Below are 14,006 nucleotides of genomic sequence, written 5' to 3' on the forward strand. Positions count from 1 at the left end.
CCCCGGTCACCGGCGGCCGTCCAGCACGGCGCGCAGCAGGGCGATCCGGTTGGTGGTGATCGAGTCGACGCCGGCCTCGCCCAGCTTGCGCATGGTGCGGCGCAGGTCGGCGGTCCAGGTGGAGACGGCCAGCCCGGCCTGGTGGGCGGCGGCGGTGAAGGCGGGGGTGGCCAGGCCGAAGGGCGGGTTGACGTACCGCGGGCGCAGGTCGTCGAGCAGGGCGCGGGCGGGCAGCCGGGGCTGCTTCCAGGTGAGGGCGATCTCGGCGCCGGGGGCGAGGGCGCGGACGGCCAGCATGGCGGTGGCGGGGCCGCAGAAGCCGACCCGCTGCTCGGCGCCGAGGGCGGTGACGGCCTCCCAGGTGGCGGCGGCCGGGCCGGCGTCGTCGAGGTCGATGAGGAGCTTGGCGCCGGGCGGGGCGGCGGCGGTGGCCTTGAGCGCCTCGGCGAGGGTGGGGACGTGGTGGCGGCCGTCGTCGAGGGCGTCGAGCTGCTCGGCGGTGAGCCGGGCGAGCGGGCGCGGGTCCCCCCAGAGGCGTTCGAGGGTGGCGTCGTGCAGCAGGACCGGGACCCGGTCGCGGGTCAGCCGGACGTCCACCTCGACGGCGTCGGCGCCGGCGGCGAACGCGGACTCGACGGAGGGCAGGGTGTTCTCGCGGTGGCGGTACGGGTCGCCGCGGTGGGCGACGGCGAGGACGGGGCGGCGGGCGGCGTAGGCGGTCATCGGTCCGTTCATCGGTCCGTTCATCGGGTCGGAGCGGTGGTCTGCGCGGGCGGCCGGGGTCAGCGCAGCCGTCCGGCCAGCCACGGGGTCAGGGTGTACAGGGTGACGGCCTCGCGGTAGCTCGGCTCGCCCGGCACGGTGACGATCATGGTGCAGGAGGGCGGGAAGACCCGCTGCTTCAGGTGGACCAGGCCGGTCCAGACGGAGTTCAGGAAGGCCGGGACGCTGTCGCGCGGCACGTCGAAGGCGATGGCGTCGACGGTGACCACGGCCTCGTCGTGGTCGAAGAGGCGGACGGTGATCTCGGGCGTCCCGGCGATCTCGACCAGCGCCTCGTGGGGTATCGCGGCCAGCTCGTCGGTGCCGGGGCCGCCGTCGGCGCCGACCAGGCCGGCGAAGGTCTGGTCCCGCCCGATGTCGTGGCCGGTGCGCACCGGGCGGCCGTGCCGGGCGGCCATCGCCTCGATGGCGAGGACGGCGCTCTGGGTGGACGGCAGCGGGTCGTGGGGCATCGGGCGTCCTCTCCTCGGTGCTCGGCTGGTCGGCTGGTCGGCTGCTCGGCGCTCAGCGTCGTTCGATCATCACATTGGTCGACTTGATGACGGCCGTGGCGGGTGCGCCGGGCACCAGCTCCAGCTCCTCCGCCGACTCCCGGCTGATCAGCGAGACCACCCGGAACGGCCCGGCCTGGATCTCCACCTGGGCGGCGACGTCCCCCAGCAGCACCTCGGTGACGATGCCCGGGAAGCGGTTGCGGGCCGAGGAGGGGCGGCCCTCGGCGGCGGCGGTCTCGGGGCGGGCCAGCTCACGGGCGAAGGCGGCCAGCTCGGCGCCGGCGATGATCCGGTGGCCGTGCTCGTCGCGCTCGGCGGCGATCCGGCCGGCGTCCACCCAGCGCCGCATGGTGTCGGCGCTCACGCCGAGCAGCGCCGCGGCCTCGCCGATGCGGTACGGGTTGGCCGGTGCCCCGGGCTGGCCCATGGATGCGACTCCTGACGGTGGTGCGGACGATCGGCCGGGGAGACGGTCGGGCCGTGGTTCGCCCCCGCCCGGTCCCGGCCCCGCCGCCCATCCTGCCGTACCGGCCGGACGGCGGCGCAGCGACCCTGGGGTCCGTCGTCGGACCCCGTCGTCCGTCCGGCAGGCGGGGGTTCGACGACGGACCCTAGGGTTCGCCGAAGAGGTCCCGGCGCACGGCGTCGCCGGCGGTGAGCACGGCTCCGCCGAGCACCGCGCCGCCGCCGGCCTCGCCGGGGCGGACCTCGGTGCGCAGCGGAGAGAGCCCGGCCAGCCGCCGTTCGACCCGGGCGGCGAGTTCGACGCCGCCGGCCCGGCCGATCTCGCCGCCGAGCACGACGCAGCCGGGGTCGAGGACCACGCAGACGGCCGAGACGCCGACGGCGATCCGCTCGGCGAGCTCGTCCAGGAACGGCCCGCCGGGCAGCCCGTCGCCGAGCGCGTCGAGCGCGGCGCGTACGGCGGCCTCGGCGGCGGGGGCGTCGTCGGCCGGGCCGGCGGACAGGCCGTGGGCGCGGGCCAGCGCGCAGACGGCGGCGCTGCCGACCAGGCCGTGGAAGCCGCCCTCGCAGCCGGTCGCGCTGGGGAGCGCGGTGGTGCCGGGCACGGGCAGGAAGCAGATCTCGCCGGTGCCGCCGCCCGCGCCGCGGCGCAGCTTCCCGTCCAGGACGACGGCGGCGCCGACGCTGTGCCCGAGCCAGATCAGGACGAAGTCGTCCCGGCCGCGGGCGGCACCGATCCGGTACTCGGCGCGTCCGGCGAGGTTGACCTCGTTCTCCAGGATCACGTCGGTGCCGGGCAGTTCGCGCAGGGCGGCGAGGAGTTCGGCGTGCCAGGCGGGCAGTTCGCCGGTGGACTGGAGCCGGCCGGTGGCGGGGTCGACCAGGCCGGGGGCGCCGACGGCGACGGTGTGCAGGTGCTCGACGCCGGCCCGCCGGGCGGTGTCGAGCAGGGTGCGGACGATCCGCTCGGCGGCGGCGCGGTGGGCGGCGGCGTCGGTGGGCGGCTCGGCGACGGCGAGTTCGGCGCCGGCCAGGGTCTGCCCGGCGAGGTCGGCGACGACCAGGGTGACGCCGCCGGAGCGGACGTCGACGGCGCCCAGGTGGGCGCGGGAGGCGACCAGGGCGTAGAGCCGGGCGTTGGGGCCGCGCCGCTGTTCGCCGCGCTCGCCGACGACGGCGACCAGGCCGGTCCGCTGGAGCCGGTCGAGCAGGTCGGCGACCGTGGGCCGGGAGAGGCCGGTGAGGTCACGCAGCTCGGTCGCGGTGAGTGGTCCCTGGTCGAGCAGCAGGTTGAGCGCCAACCGGTCGTTGATCGCCCGGGCGGTGCTCGGCGTGGCCGTACGCACGGTGGTCATGGCCGAACATCCTTCCAGAGTATTTCTATCAGGGTCCCTTCCTGATAATTTATCGAACCGTCGCCGCACTGCCACGTCGGCGGGCACCACCGAAGCCACCACACCCCCAGGGCACCGCCGCGCCGCGCGCGGCCGGGAGGGAAGAGCCGGATGACCACCAGCCTGACCGCAGCACCACCCTTCGGCGGCCGGCGCGCCGCACGCCGCGCCCATGCCGCCGTCGCCCTCGTCTTCGCCGTGCACGGCGCCGTCGGCGGCACCTTCGTCAGCCGGATCCCGTGGATCAAGGACCACCTCCACCTCTCCCCCGGCCAGCTCGGCCTGGCCCTGGTGATGCCGGCCGTCGGCTCGTCCCTCGCGATGCCGCTGGCCGGCCGCTTCGTGCACCGCTACGGCGGGCGGGCGGCGGTGCGCGGCCTGCTGTCGCTCTGCTGCCTGGCCTTCGCCCTGCCCCTGTTCGCGCCCTCGCTGCCGGTGCTCTGTCTGGCCCTGCTGGCCTACGGCGCGACGGCGGGCATGTCGGACGTGGCGATGAACGCGCAGGGCGTGGAGATCGAGCAGCGGCTCGGGCGCTCCGTCATGTCCGGCCTGCACGGGATGTGGAGCGCGGGCGGGCTGGTGGCCGCCGGCGTCGCCATCCTGGCCGCGCACCAGGACCTCGACCCGCGGGTGCAGGTCGCCGTGACCGCCGCCGTCCTGGTGGCGCTCGCCCAGTTCGTCTGCGGCGCGCTGCCGGACCTGCGCGCGCCCGAACAGGCCGAGGAGCCGCCGCGCTTCGCACTGCCGCCGCGCAGTTCGCTGGTGATCGGCCTGGTCGGCTTCTGCGCGGTGTTCGCCGAGGGCGCCTCGATGGACTGGAGCGGCGTCTACCTGCGCGACGTCACCGGCGCCTCGCCCACCGTGGCGGCCGCGGCCTACACCGCGTTCTCGCTCACCATGGCGGTCAGCCGGCTGGCCGGCGACGCGGCGATCCGCCGGCTGGGCGCCGTCCGGGCCGCCCGGCTGAGCGGCGCGATCGCCACCACCGGCGGCCTGCTGGTGGTCTGCGCCGACCGCCCCTCGGTCGCCATCCCCGGGTTCGCGCTGATCGGGATCGGTGTCGCCGTGGTGGTCCCGCTGGCCTTCGCCGCGGCCGGCCGGATCGGCAGCAACCCCAGCCAGGCCATCGCCGGCGTCGCCACCGTCACCTACACCTCGGGGCTGATCGCCCCCGCGATCATCGGCGGCCTCGCCCAGGCCACCTCGCTCACCGCCTCCTTCGGCGTGGTCACCGCGCTCTCCGTGGCCCTGCTGCTGAGCGCGGGCGCGCTGCGCCGGGCCGAGGAGCGCAGCCCGGACGGCGCCGGCCCGGACATCGTGACCACTCCGGAATCGAAAAACTCTTTCGAAAGAAATTCGCCGTCGATATGATGGAAAATTCCTCGGGGAATTCTCGCTAGCATCTCGGACCGCCGGGCGCGCACACCGCGCGCCCGGCGGTTCCGCGACCCGCGAAGGATTTCCCGTGTGCTACCAGGCCGACGCCGCCCCGCCCGTCTTCACGCCCGCCACCCACACCCTCGCCGAGGCCACCGCCCTCACCCTGACCTCGGCGGACGGCACCGCGTTCGCCGCCTTCCTGGCCCGCCCGGACGACCCGGCCGGGCCCGGCGTGCTCGTCCTGCCGGACAACAAGGGCCTTTCCGATTTCTACCGGCAGACCGCCGTACGGCTCGCCGAACAGGGATTCCCGGCCCTCGCCGTGGACTATTACGGCCGCACCGCCGGCGCCGACCCGCAGAACCGCGCACCGGAATTCGGCGAGCTGCCGAACCTGCTGCCGCACCTGCTCGCGCTCACCCCCGAGGGCCTCGACGCCGACCTCACGGCCGGCCTCGACCGGCTGCGCGCGCTCGGCGCCGCCGAGGTCGTCGCGCTCGGCTTCTGCTTCGGCGCCCGCCAGGCCTTCCGCGCCGCCGCACCGCGCTTCGGTCTGGCCGGCGCGGTCGGCTTCTACGGCTACCCCGACGCCATCAACGGCGCTCCGGGGCCGACCCAGCTCGCCGCCGGACTGACGGCACCGATCCTCGCCTTCTGGGGCGGTGCCGACGAGCACATCCCGCCGAGCGCGGTCGAGGCCTTCGACGCCGCGCTCACCCGCGCCGACTGTGAACACGAGTTCATGACTTTTCCTCAGGCTCCGCACAACTATTTCGAACTCGCGGCGGTCCAACACCGCGACGCCGCAGAGGAGTCCTGGATCAGGCTCCTCGGCTTCCTGTCCGAGCGCACCATCCGTCGCACTTCGGGAGGACACCCGTGACCGATCCCGCCCCCACCAACAGACGCCGCCTCGGCGCCGCCCTCGGCGCCCTCGCCACCGCCGCGGCGGTCGTCATGACCGCTCCCGGTACCGCCCACGCCGGGCGGGCCCACTACTTCTCCCCCTACTTCGAGATCCGCAACGTGGCCACCGGCAAGTGCCTGGAGGTCGCCGACTGGCGCACCGACGACCGCGCGCCCGTCCGGCAGTGGACCTGCACCGGCGGCGCCAACCAGCTGTGGAGCAACAGCAACTACGGTCTCCTGAAGAACAAGAACAGCGGCAAGTGCCTGGACGTGCCGTACTCGAGCACCGTGTGGGGTACCCAGCCGATCCAGTGGTCGTGCGCCGATCCCTCGAACCTCGCCAACCAGACCTGGTCGGTTCCCGGGGTCAACCGGCCCTCGCCCAACACCGTGTACACCCAACTCGGGCTGGTCCTCGACGTGTACGGCTACGACCCCTCCGACGGCGCCCCGGTCGTCACCTGGGGCGCCAACGGCGGCGACAACCAGCTCTGGATCGGGCTCGACCCCCAGATCAGCCTGCCGCGCTTCTGACACCGCCCGCCCGTGCCGGGACGCCCCGCCGTCCCGGCACGGGACCGCACACCCGGGAGGACCCCATGCGCATGCCCCTTCGCACCCTCACCGCGCTCGCCGCCGCCGGCGCGCTCGGCCTCCTCACCCCCACCGCCGCGCAGGCCGGCCCCGACCGGCCCTTCACGGTCATCACCGCCAACCACTCCGACAGCCAGCAGTGCCTGGACGTCACCGGTCGGCGGACCGACGACGGCGCCCCCGTCGAGCAGTGGCCCTGCAACGACGGCGACAACCAGAAGTGGTACTGGACCGACGCGCACGAGCTGGTCGGCGTCGGGAGCGGCAAGTGCCTGGACATCCCCTTCGGCAGCACCGAGGAGGGCGTGCAGGCGATCATCTGGCCGTGCAACGGCGGCACCAACCAGCAGTGGACCAGCACCCTGGTCCACCACGCCGGCATCTACATCCTGGCCGGCGTCAACAGCGGACTCCTGCTGGACGTCCGCGGCGCCGACCCGACGCCCGGCGCGCCGGTGATCCAGTGGCGCCACGTCGGCGGGCTCAACCAGTGGTGGTTCTTCTCGCCCTGGCAGAACGGCCAGAACTGACCCCGGGAGGTCACCATGCACACCCACCGCACGGCCCTGCGCCGCCCGGGCGCGGCCCCGGCCGTGCTCACCACCGCGGACGCCCTCGTCCTCGTCCCGGCCGCCGAGACCTCTTCGGGGGCAGCTCCGCCGACGGCGCGCCGGTAGGCCGGTGGACCACCACCGGCGGCGTCAACCATCGCTGGCTCATCCGACCGGCCCCGCCCGCGCCCGGCCCGGCACCCGTCCGCCGGGCCCGACCGGGCACCCGGTTAGGCTCGGCCCGTGCCCGAACCCGTGACCTCCCCGTCTCCGCCCGGCCAGGCCCCGGCCGACCCGCCGGAGCGTTCGCCGTGGCCGCGGTTCGCCCTGCTGGTGGCGATCCTCGGCGCGGCGACCGGCTCGCTGCTGCTGTGGAGCCCGACCGCCCTGCTCGACGGCGACGCGTTCGCCGGGACCCCGTGGTACTGGCGCGCCCCGCTGTTCACCGCGGTGTACGCGCTCGGTACGGTGGCCTTCTTCCCCCGGCCGGCCCTGAACGCGGCCGCCGGGCTGCTGCTGGGCGTGCAGCAGGGCCTCCTGCTGGCCGTGCTGGGCACGACGCTCGGGGCGGCGACGGCCTTCGGGCTGGCCCGGTGGCTGGGGCAGGACGCGCTGCGGCGCCGGCTGCGCGGCCGGATGCTGCTGGCGCTGGACCGGCGCTTCACCGACCAGGGGTTCCGCAGCGTCCTGCTGCTGCGGCTCTTCCCCGGCCTGCCGTTCCAGGCGGCCACCTACGGGGCGGCCGTGTCCGGGGTGCGGTTCCCGCCGTTCATCCTCGCGACCGCGCTCGGCGTGGTCCCGGTGACCGCGGTCTACGTCACCGCGGCGGCCACCGCGCGCGAGCCGGGCTCGGCCGGCTTCCTGGTCTCGGCCGGGCTCGTCGGGCTGATCTGCCTCGCGGGGCTGGTCCCGGTGGCGCGGGCGGCCCTGCGGCGACGGCGCGCGACGGCGGGCTGAGCGCCGGGAGCCCGCGACGGCGCGCCGGGCGCGGGACACGCCGACACCCGCTCGGCCGAGCGGGTCGTTTGTCGGTGGCGTGTGAAATCGTTCCCGCATTGTTGACAGAAGGTCAATTACGCGGTGACCGCGACCGATATCGTCTACGCGCGCAACCGTACGTCCCTGCACCGCGTCGCTTCTGATGCCCGGGTCCGCCCGGACCGTCGGCGCGGCGCGACGCGTGCGGACGGCGCGAGCGGGCACGAGACCGGTGATCAGTGCGATACTCGGACAGTTCCGACGAGTGGATGACGTGTCAAAAGGGCACGCGCACCGGGGGACCTGTATCGGAACAGAGGCAGGGAGGCGCGGCATGGGAGCACTTCGCGACGAGCACCACAACGGGTGGCTGATGCCCTCCGGGCACTACCCGGCCGCGGTGTACGAGGACGAGTGGGTCGAGCAGGAGACGGTTCCGTCCTCCCCCGCCCCGGCGAAGATCGTCTCCCTGCGGCCGACCGGATTCGAGGCGGCCCGCACGGTCGGCGAGCACATCCGGGCGAGCACCCCGGTGGTCATGGACCTCACCGAGATGGAGGAGGCGGAGGCCAAGCGGATGGTCGACTTCGCCTCCGGCCTGATCTTCGGCACCCGCGGCGGCATCGAGCGGATCGCCCGCCGGGTGTTCCTGCTCACCCCGGCGGACGTCGAGGTGATGGTGATCGACCGCCCGCTGGACGACACCGGCTTCTACAACCAGAGCTGACCCGAGCCCGACGGAACCGGGGACGGCACCCGCCGTCCCCGGCTTTCTGTTGCCCGGGCGCCGTACCGGCATGCCTCGAACGAGACAGCCGGATTAACAATGAGACATCCATGTCTCATTCGACGTACACTCGCTCCATGGCCACCGACCGTGACTCCGTGCTCGAAGCCGCCGTCGGCGTGCTCTCCCGCCGCCCGACCGCCCACCTCGACGAGATCGCCCGCGCCGCGGGCATCAGCCGCGCCACCCTGCACCGGCTCTTCCCCGGCCGGGACGCGCTGATCCGCGAGGTCGGCATGCTCGCGCTCCAGCGCCTGGCCTCCGCGCTCGACACCACCGCGGTCGAGGAGGGCGACGCGCACGCCGCGCTGCGCCGGCTGATCGACGCGATCGTGCCGGACGCCATGCTCTGCGCCTACCTGACCGGCGAGAGCCAGCTCTACGACGACGAGGCGGTCAACGAGCTCTGGGAGGCCCAGATCGCCCGGCTGCACGCGCTCTTCCTGCGGGGGCAGCAGCAGGGGGTCTTCCGCATCGAGCTCTCCGCGGCCTGGCTCAGCGAGGCCTTCTTCGACCTGCTCGCCGGGATCGGCTGGGCCGTCCAGGACGGCCGGCTGGCCCCGCGCGACGCGACCTTCTCGCTCGCCGAGCTCTTCCTCGGCGGCGCCCTGCGGACCCCGCGCCCGCACTGACCCCGACTCCTCATCCACCGCACCTCGGACCGGAAACCGGACACCGATACCCATGAGCAGCACCGTCCACCTCCAGCCCCGCCAGCGCTGGACCGGCCTCGCCGTCCTCGTCCTGGCCGTCACCCTGGTCGCCGTCGACGCGACCGTCCTGTCCCTGGCCATCCCCTCCATCAGCGAGACCCTGCGCCCCAGCGGCACCCAGCTGCTGTGGATCGGTGACGCCTACTCCTTCGTGCTGGCCGGCCTGCTGGTCTCGATGGGCTCGCTCAGCGACCGGATCGGCCGCAAGCGGCTGCTGCTCGCCGGTGCCACCGCGTTCGGCGCCGCCTCGCTGCTCGCCGCCTACGCGCCGACCGCCGGCTGGCTGATCCTGGCCCGCGTGCTGCTCGGCGTGGCCGGGGCGACCATCATGCCGTCCACCCTCTCGCTGATCCGCACGCTCTTCCCCGACGACCGGGAGCGGGCCACCGCGATCGGCATCTGGGGCGCCGCGGCGTCGGCCGGCGCCGCGCTCGGCCCGGTGGTCGGCGGCGTGCTGCTGGAGCACTTCTGGTGGGGCTCGGTGTTCCTGCTGAACATCCCGGTGCTGGTGCTGCTGCTGGTCCTCGGCGCCTGGCTGCTGCCCGAGTCCAGGGACCCGAAGCCGGGCCGCTGGGACGTGCTGAGCGTGCTGCTGTCGCTGGCCGGTGTGATCGGCGTGGTCTACGCGATCAAGGAGGCCGCGGCGCACGGTGTCGCCCGCTGGGACGTACCGGTGACGGGCCTGCTGGGCGCGGCCGCGCTGGTCGTCTTCGTCCGCCGCCAACTGCGGCTGGAGACCCCGCTGCTGGATGTCCGGCTCTTCGGCAACCGGCGCTTCACGGCCGCCGTGCTGGCCTCGCTGATCGCGCTGATCGGCCTGTCCGGCATCGTCTTCGTGACCTCGCAGTACCTGCAGCTGGTCCGCGGCTACCCGCCGCTGAAGGCGGGCCTGGCCGAGCTGCCGGCCTTCGCCGGCGCGGTGGCCGGTGGTCTGCTCACCGCCAGGCTGGTGCGCCGCACCGGCGCCCGCACGGCGCTCACCCTCGGCCTGCTGACGATGGGCGCCGGGATCGGCCTGCTCGGCTGGATCCAGCAGGACACCACCTACCTCGTGCTGGCCGGCGCCTTCCTGCTGGTCGGCACGGCCGAGGGCGTGGTCTACACGCTCGGCGCGGACATGGTGCTGGGCGCCGCCCCCGCCGACAAGGCCGGCGCCGCGTCCGCGGTCTCCGAGACGGCCTACGAGCTGGGCACCGCGCTCGGCATAGCCCTGGTCGGCTCGGTGGTCGGCGCGCTGTACGCGGACCGGCTGGCCGTCCCGGCCGGGACGGACCCGGCGGCGGCCGCGCAGGCGGGCGAGTCGCTGGGCGGCGCGGTGGAGGCGGCGCACGGGCTGCCGGAGGCCCTGGCCGGGCCGCTGCTGTCGAGCGCCAAGGAGGCGTTCGTCCACGGCGTGAACGCGGCCGGGATGCTGGCGGGCGCGCTGCTGCTGGGCGCGGCGGTGCTCGCCTGGCGGCTGCTGCGGGAGCCGAACGGCGGGGCCGGTCGGCCGGAGCGGCCCCGGGAGCCGGCGCAGGAGCCGGCCCAGGAGCGGACGCCGCAGCAGGCGGCGCTCTGAGCGAGGGCGGTGCCCCGCGTCCCGGGAGGGGGCGCGGGGCACCGCCGCGTTCGGGACCGGTCAGACGGCGCCGAAGGGCAGTTCCAGCTCCGCCCAGACCACCTTGCCGTCCCGGGTCAGCCGGCTGCCCCAGCGCTGGGCGAGTTCGCTGACCAGGAACATGCCGCGGCCGCCCTCGTCCTGCTCGGCGAACGGGCGCAGCTGGGGCGTCTGGCCGCCGGCGTCGGCGACCTCGACGGTGAGCACCCGGTCGCGGAAGAGCCGCAGCCGGCGCGGGGCGTCGGCGTGCAGCAGGGCGTTCGTGACCAGTTCGCTGACCAGCAGCTCGGCGTAGTCGGAGAGCGCGCCCAGGCCCCAGGCGTCGAGCGTGGCGCGGGTGAAGCGGCGGGCCTTGCCGGGCAGCCGGCCGCCGCCGGTGAGCGGGAGGGTGGCGACCCGGTCGGCGGGCAGCGGCAGCACCCGGGCCATGATCATCGCGATGTCGTCGTCGCTGCCGCCGCTGACCAGCGCGCCGAGCACGGCGTCGCAGCTCTCCTCCAGGGTCCGGCCGGGGCCGGCCAGGGTGCGGGCGAGCAGGTCGATGCCGTCGTCGAGGTCCTGGCCGCGCCGTTCGACCAGGCCGTCGGTGTAGAGCGTGACCATGCCGCCCTCGGGGAGGGCGAACTCGACCGACTCGAAGGCCACCCCGCCGACGCCGAGCGGCACGCCGGGCGGCATCTCGACCCGCCGGGGCGTGCCGTCGGGGGCGACCCAGACCGGCGGCAGGTGGCCCGCCGAGGCGACCAGGAGGGTGCGCTCCAGCGGGTCGTAGACGGCGCAGATGCAGGTGGCGAACTGGCCCTCGCCGATGCCGGAGGCGGTCTCGTCGAGCCGGGTGAGCACCTGCTCGGGCGGCATGTCCAGGGTGGCCAGGGTGCGGGCGACGGTGCGCAGCTGGCCCATGGTGGCGGCGGCCCGGATGCCGTGGCCCATGACGTCGCCGACGACCAGGGCGACCCGGCCGCAGGAGAGCGGGACGACGTCGAACCAGTCGCCGCCGACCTCGCTGGTGACGCTGGAGGGCAGGTAGCGGTAGGCGATCTCCAGGCCCAGGGTGCGGTGGATCTCCTGGGGCAGCAGGCTGCGCTGGAGGGTGAGCGCCGTCTCCCGCTCGCGCCGGTAGAGGCGGGCGTTGTCGATGGCGAGCGCGGTGCGGGCGACGAGTTCCTCGGCGAGCGCGACGTCGGCGGCGGTGAACGGCTCGGGGTTGCGCATGCGGATGAACTCGGCGCCGCCGAGGACCATGCCCCGGGCGGTGACGGGCAGCATCAGGTAGGAGTGGATGCCGGCGGCGAGGCCGGGGGCGACCCGGTCCGGGCTGGCGACCAGCCCGCGCAGCACCTCCGCGTCGACGTGGGCGCGCAGCAGCGGGCGCCCGCTGCGCAGGCACTGGGTGTAGCTGCGTTCGGGCGCGTACTCGGATACCTCGCCGACGGTGTCGACGGCGCTGGTGAGCCCCGTTTCGTAGGCCTCGCCGACCGCGACGGCGCGCAGCTGGACGCCGCGGTCCTCCGGGATGGGGGTGGGTTCGGAGCCGCGCAGCACGGTTTCCAGCAGGTCGACGGTGGCGAAGTCGGCGAACCGGGGGACGACGGCCTCGATGAGCTCCTCGGCGGTGCGCTGGAGGTCGAGGGTGGTGCCGATCCGGGCGGTGGCCTCGGCGATGGTGGCGAGGCGCTCCTGGGCGCGGGCGGCCCGGGCCTCGGCCTGGAAGCGCTCGGTGACGTCGATGATCGAGGAGCAGACGCCGAAGACCCGGCCGCTGGAGTCCTCCAGCCGGAAGTAGGAGGCGGACCAGGCGCGGTCGCGGCGCGGGTCGCCGGGGACGCGGCCGTGCGAGCGGGCGTCGACCACCGGCCGCCCGGTGGTCAGCACCTGCTTCATGATCTGTTCTATCTCGGTGCTGTTGATGCCGGGCAGGATGCTGCTGATCCGCCGGCCGAGGTGGTCGGCGACGGGGAGGCCGTTCATCCGGGCCAGTGACTCGTTGAGCCGGACGTAGCGCAGCTCGGTGTCGTAGACGGCCATGCCGATCGGGGACTGGCCGAAGATGCCGTCGAGGACGGCGAGGTCGGCCTCGACCCGGTGCAGGGCGGCGGTGTCGGAGGCGGTGGCGAGCAGCAGCAGGGTGCCGCCGGGACCGGCGACGGGGTAGGTGCGGAACTCCAGCTCGACGGTGTGGCCGTCGCGGTGACGGAGCGGGAGGACACCGGACCAGCCCTTGCCGCCCAGGATGCGCTCGAAGAGCTCGACGGTCTCGGGGCGCTCGGCGTCCTCGGTGAGCAGCCGGGCCGCGTGGGTGCCGACGGCCTGTTCGGCGCTCCAGCCGAGCAGCGCCTCGGCGTCCTCACTCCAGTGCAGGATCAGCCCGTCGTCCTGGAGCAGGGCGGTGGCGAGCGGGAGGAGGCGATGGCCGTCCAGGCGTGCGGGGCTGGCGCCGGCTCCGGGGCCGGTGGCATTGGTGGCGTCCCACTCGTCTCTCCGCATGATCAGGCTGCACCCCGGTTCGGCTCGTGCCCGGCCGGGCGGTCTCGTGGTCCGTGCGGCCGGGGTTCTTCTCCAGACTGCACGGACATCGGCCGCCCGGCGACCCCTTGGTGAGGGGTACCGGTCGTCCAGGTGTACGGGCGTCATGGGCCTACCGGGCGCAGCGTACTCTCCAGAAGGCTCGCCCACTGCCTGATCACTCCGGAACGTCGGGCGCTGTCGTCGGTGAGCAGGTTGGCGAGGCCGAGTCCGCGGGCCATGTCGAGGGTGGCCTGCACGGTTTCGCGCACGCCGGGGCGGGTCTCGTCGGCGCCGAGGAACTCGACGGCGGCGCGGTGGGCCTCGCGGCCGACGTGGCCCTCCAGACCGATGATCCGTTCGCGCAGCGGTTCCTCGGTCGCGGCGGCGACCCACAGGTGCAGGGCGGCGCGGAACAGCGGGCTGGTGTAGAGCCGGACGATCATGTCGACGACGGCCTCGGTGCGGGCCGGGCCGGCGGCGGGCAGCGCGTCGGCGTGCGCGCGGACGGCGGCCAGCCGTTCGGCGGTGACGTGTTCGACGGCCGCGGTGAAGAGGTCCTCGCGGGTCGGGAAGTGGTGCTGGGCGGCTCCCCGGGAGACGCCGGCCCGTTCGGCGACGACGGCGACGGTGGAGCCGTTCCAGCCGAGTTCGGCGAGGCAGTCGACCGCCGCGGCGAGCAGCCGGGCCCGGGTGGCGCGGCTGCGGTCCTGTCGGGGGGTGCGGGCGGCCGGGTGGGTGGTCATCTGCGGCGGCGGTTCCTGTCCGTGCGGGGCTGGCGGCTGGTCGATCCTCGCAGACGGGGGCGGGGGTGGTGCGGCCCGGTGGGGGCGGCCGCACCGGTGGGCGGGGGGCG

15 protein-coding genes are annotated in these 14,006 nt (G+C 74.9%); 9 read left to right on the forward strand and 6 right to left on the reverse strand.

Annotation, left to right across the window (positions count from 1 at the left end; genetic code table 11):
• Positions 1-6: 6 nt before the first annotated feature.
• The 4 genes from ABT238_RS15815 to ABT238_RS15830 all read right to left on the reverse strand — a co-directional run bounded on the left by ABT238_RS15815 (position 7) and on the right by ABT238_RS15830 (position 3,097).
• Positions 7-735, reverse strand: a complete 729-nt coding sequence (locus tag ABT238_RS15815) for a glycerophosphodiester phosphodiesterase (RefSeq protein WP_350566262.1) — start codon at positions 733-735, stop codon at positions 7-9.
• 47 nt (positions 736-782) lie between these two features.
• Positions 783-1,235, reverse strand: a complete 453-nt coding sequence (locus tag ABT238_RS15820) for a hypothetical protein (RefSeq protein ID WP_350566260.1) — start codon at positions 1,233-1,235, stop codon at positions 783-785.
• 52 nt (positions 1,236-1,287) lie between these two features.
• On the reverse strand, positions 1,288-1,704 hold the full coding sequence (locus tag ABT238_RS15825; RefSeq protein ID WP_350566258.1) for a TOBE domain-containing protein: 417 nt from the start codon (positions 1,702-1,704) through the stop codon (positions 1,288-1,290).
• 184 nt (positions 1,705-1,888) lie between these two features.
• Entirely contained in the window at positions 1,889-3,097 is a 1,209-nt protein-coding gene (locus ABT238_RS15830) for an ROK family transcriptional regulator (protein WP_350566256.1), read from the reverse strand.
• Positions 3,098-3,247: 150 nt separating this feature from the next.
• Here ABT238_RS15830 and ABT238_RS15835 point away from each other — a divergent pair, with 150 nt between their 5' ends.
• From ABT238_RS15835 to ABT238_RS15875, 9 genes are all read left to right on the forward strand, one after another.
• Positions 3,248-4,507 carry an MFS transporter gene (locus ABT238_RS15835; RefSeq protein WP_350566254.1) on the forward strand — a complete coding sequence of 420 codons (1,260 nt, stop codon included), beginning with the start codon at positions 3,248-3,250 and terminating at the stop codon, positions 4,505-4,507.
• Between the two features lie 94 nt (positions 4,508-4,601).
• A complete protein-coding gene (locus tag ABT238_RS15840) occupies positions 4,602-5,399 on the forward strand; it encodes a dienelactone hydrolase family protein (protein WP_350758697.1) in 798 nt (265 codons plus the stop codon).
• A complete protein-coding gene (locus tag ABT238_RS15845; protein ID WP_350758708.1) occupies positions 5,396-5,959 on the forward strand; it encodes an RICIN domain-containing protein in 564 nt (187 codons plus the stop codon). The genes ABT238_RS15840 and ABT238_RS15845 overlap by 4 nt, the downstream gene beginning before the upstream one ends.
• Before the next feature lie 71 nt (positions 5,960-6,030).
• The gene (locus tag ABT238_RS15850) at positions 6,031-6,549 is read left to right on the forward strand and encodes an RICIN domain-containing protein (RefSeq protein WP_350566248.1); all 519 of its coding nucleotides are present in this window, start codon (positions 6,031-6,033) and stop codon (positions 6,547-6,549) included.
• A gap of 15 nt (positions 6,550-6,564) precedes the next feature.
• On the forward strand, positions 6,565-6,696 hold the full coding sequence (locus ABT238_RS15855) for a hypothetical protein (RefSeq protein WP_350758719.1): 132 nt from the start codon (positions 6,565-6,567) through the stop codon (positions 6,694-6,696).
• 117 nt (positions 6,697-6,813) lie between these two features.
• Positions 6,814-7,527 carry a TVP38/TMEM64 family protein gene (locus ABT238_RS15860; RefSeq protein ID WP_350566244.1) on the forward strand — a complete coding sequence of 238 codons (714 nt, stop codon included), beginning with the start codon at positions 6,814-6,816 and terminating at the stop codon, positions 7,525-7,527.
• A 355-nt stretch (positions 7,528-7,882) separates the two neighbouring features.
• Complete coding sequence (locus tag ABT238_RS15865) at positions 7,883-8,275, forward strand: cell division protein SepF (protein WP_350566242.1); 393 nt, start codon at positions 7,883-7,885, stop codon at positions 8,273-8,275.
• Positions 8,276-8,412: 137 nt separating this feature from the next.
• The gene (locus ABT238_RS15870) at positions 8,413-8,967 is read left to right on the forward strand and encodes a TetR/AcrR family transcriptional regulator (protein WP_350566240.1); all 555 of its coding nucleotides are present in this window, start codon (positions 8,413-8,415) and stop codon (positions 8,965-8,967) included.
• A gap of 52 nt (positions 8,968-9,019) precedes the next feature.
• Positions 9,020-10,606 carry an MFS transporter gene (locus tag ABT238_RS15875; protein ID WP_350566238.1) on the forward strand — a complete coding sequence of 529 codons (1,587 nt, stop codon included), beginning with the start codon at positions 9,020-9,022 and terminating at the stop codon, positions 10,604-10,606.
• Positions 10,607-10,666: 60 nt separating this feature from the next.
• Here ABT238_RS15875 and ABT238_RS15880 read toward each other — a convergent pair whose 3' ends face one another.
• On the reverse strand, positions 10,667-13,132 hold the full coding sequence (locus ABT238_RS15880; protein WP_350566236.1) for a SpoIIE family protein phosphatase: 2,466 nt from the start codon (positions 13,130-13,132) through the stop codon (positions 10,667-10,669).
• A 143-nt stretch (positions 13,133-13,275) separates the two neighbouring features.
• The gene (locus tag ABT238_RS15885; protein WP_350758751.1) at positions 13,276-13,896 is read right to left on the reverse strand and encodes a TetR/AcrR family transcriptional regulator; all 621 of its coding nucleotides are present in this window, start codon (positions 13,894-13,896) and stop codon (positions 13,276-13,278) included.
• Positions 13,897-14,006: the final 110 nt, after the last annotated feature.

This window comes from Kitasatospora sp. NPDC001527, from assembly GCF_040298605.1.
In the GTDB taxonomy this organism is placed as follows: domain Bacteria; phylum Actinomycetota; class Actinomycetes; order Streptomycetales; family Streptomycetaceae; genus Kitasatospora.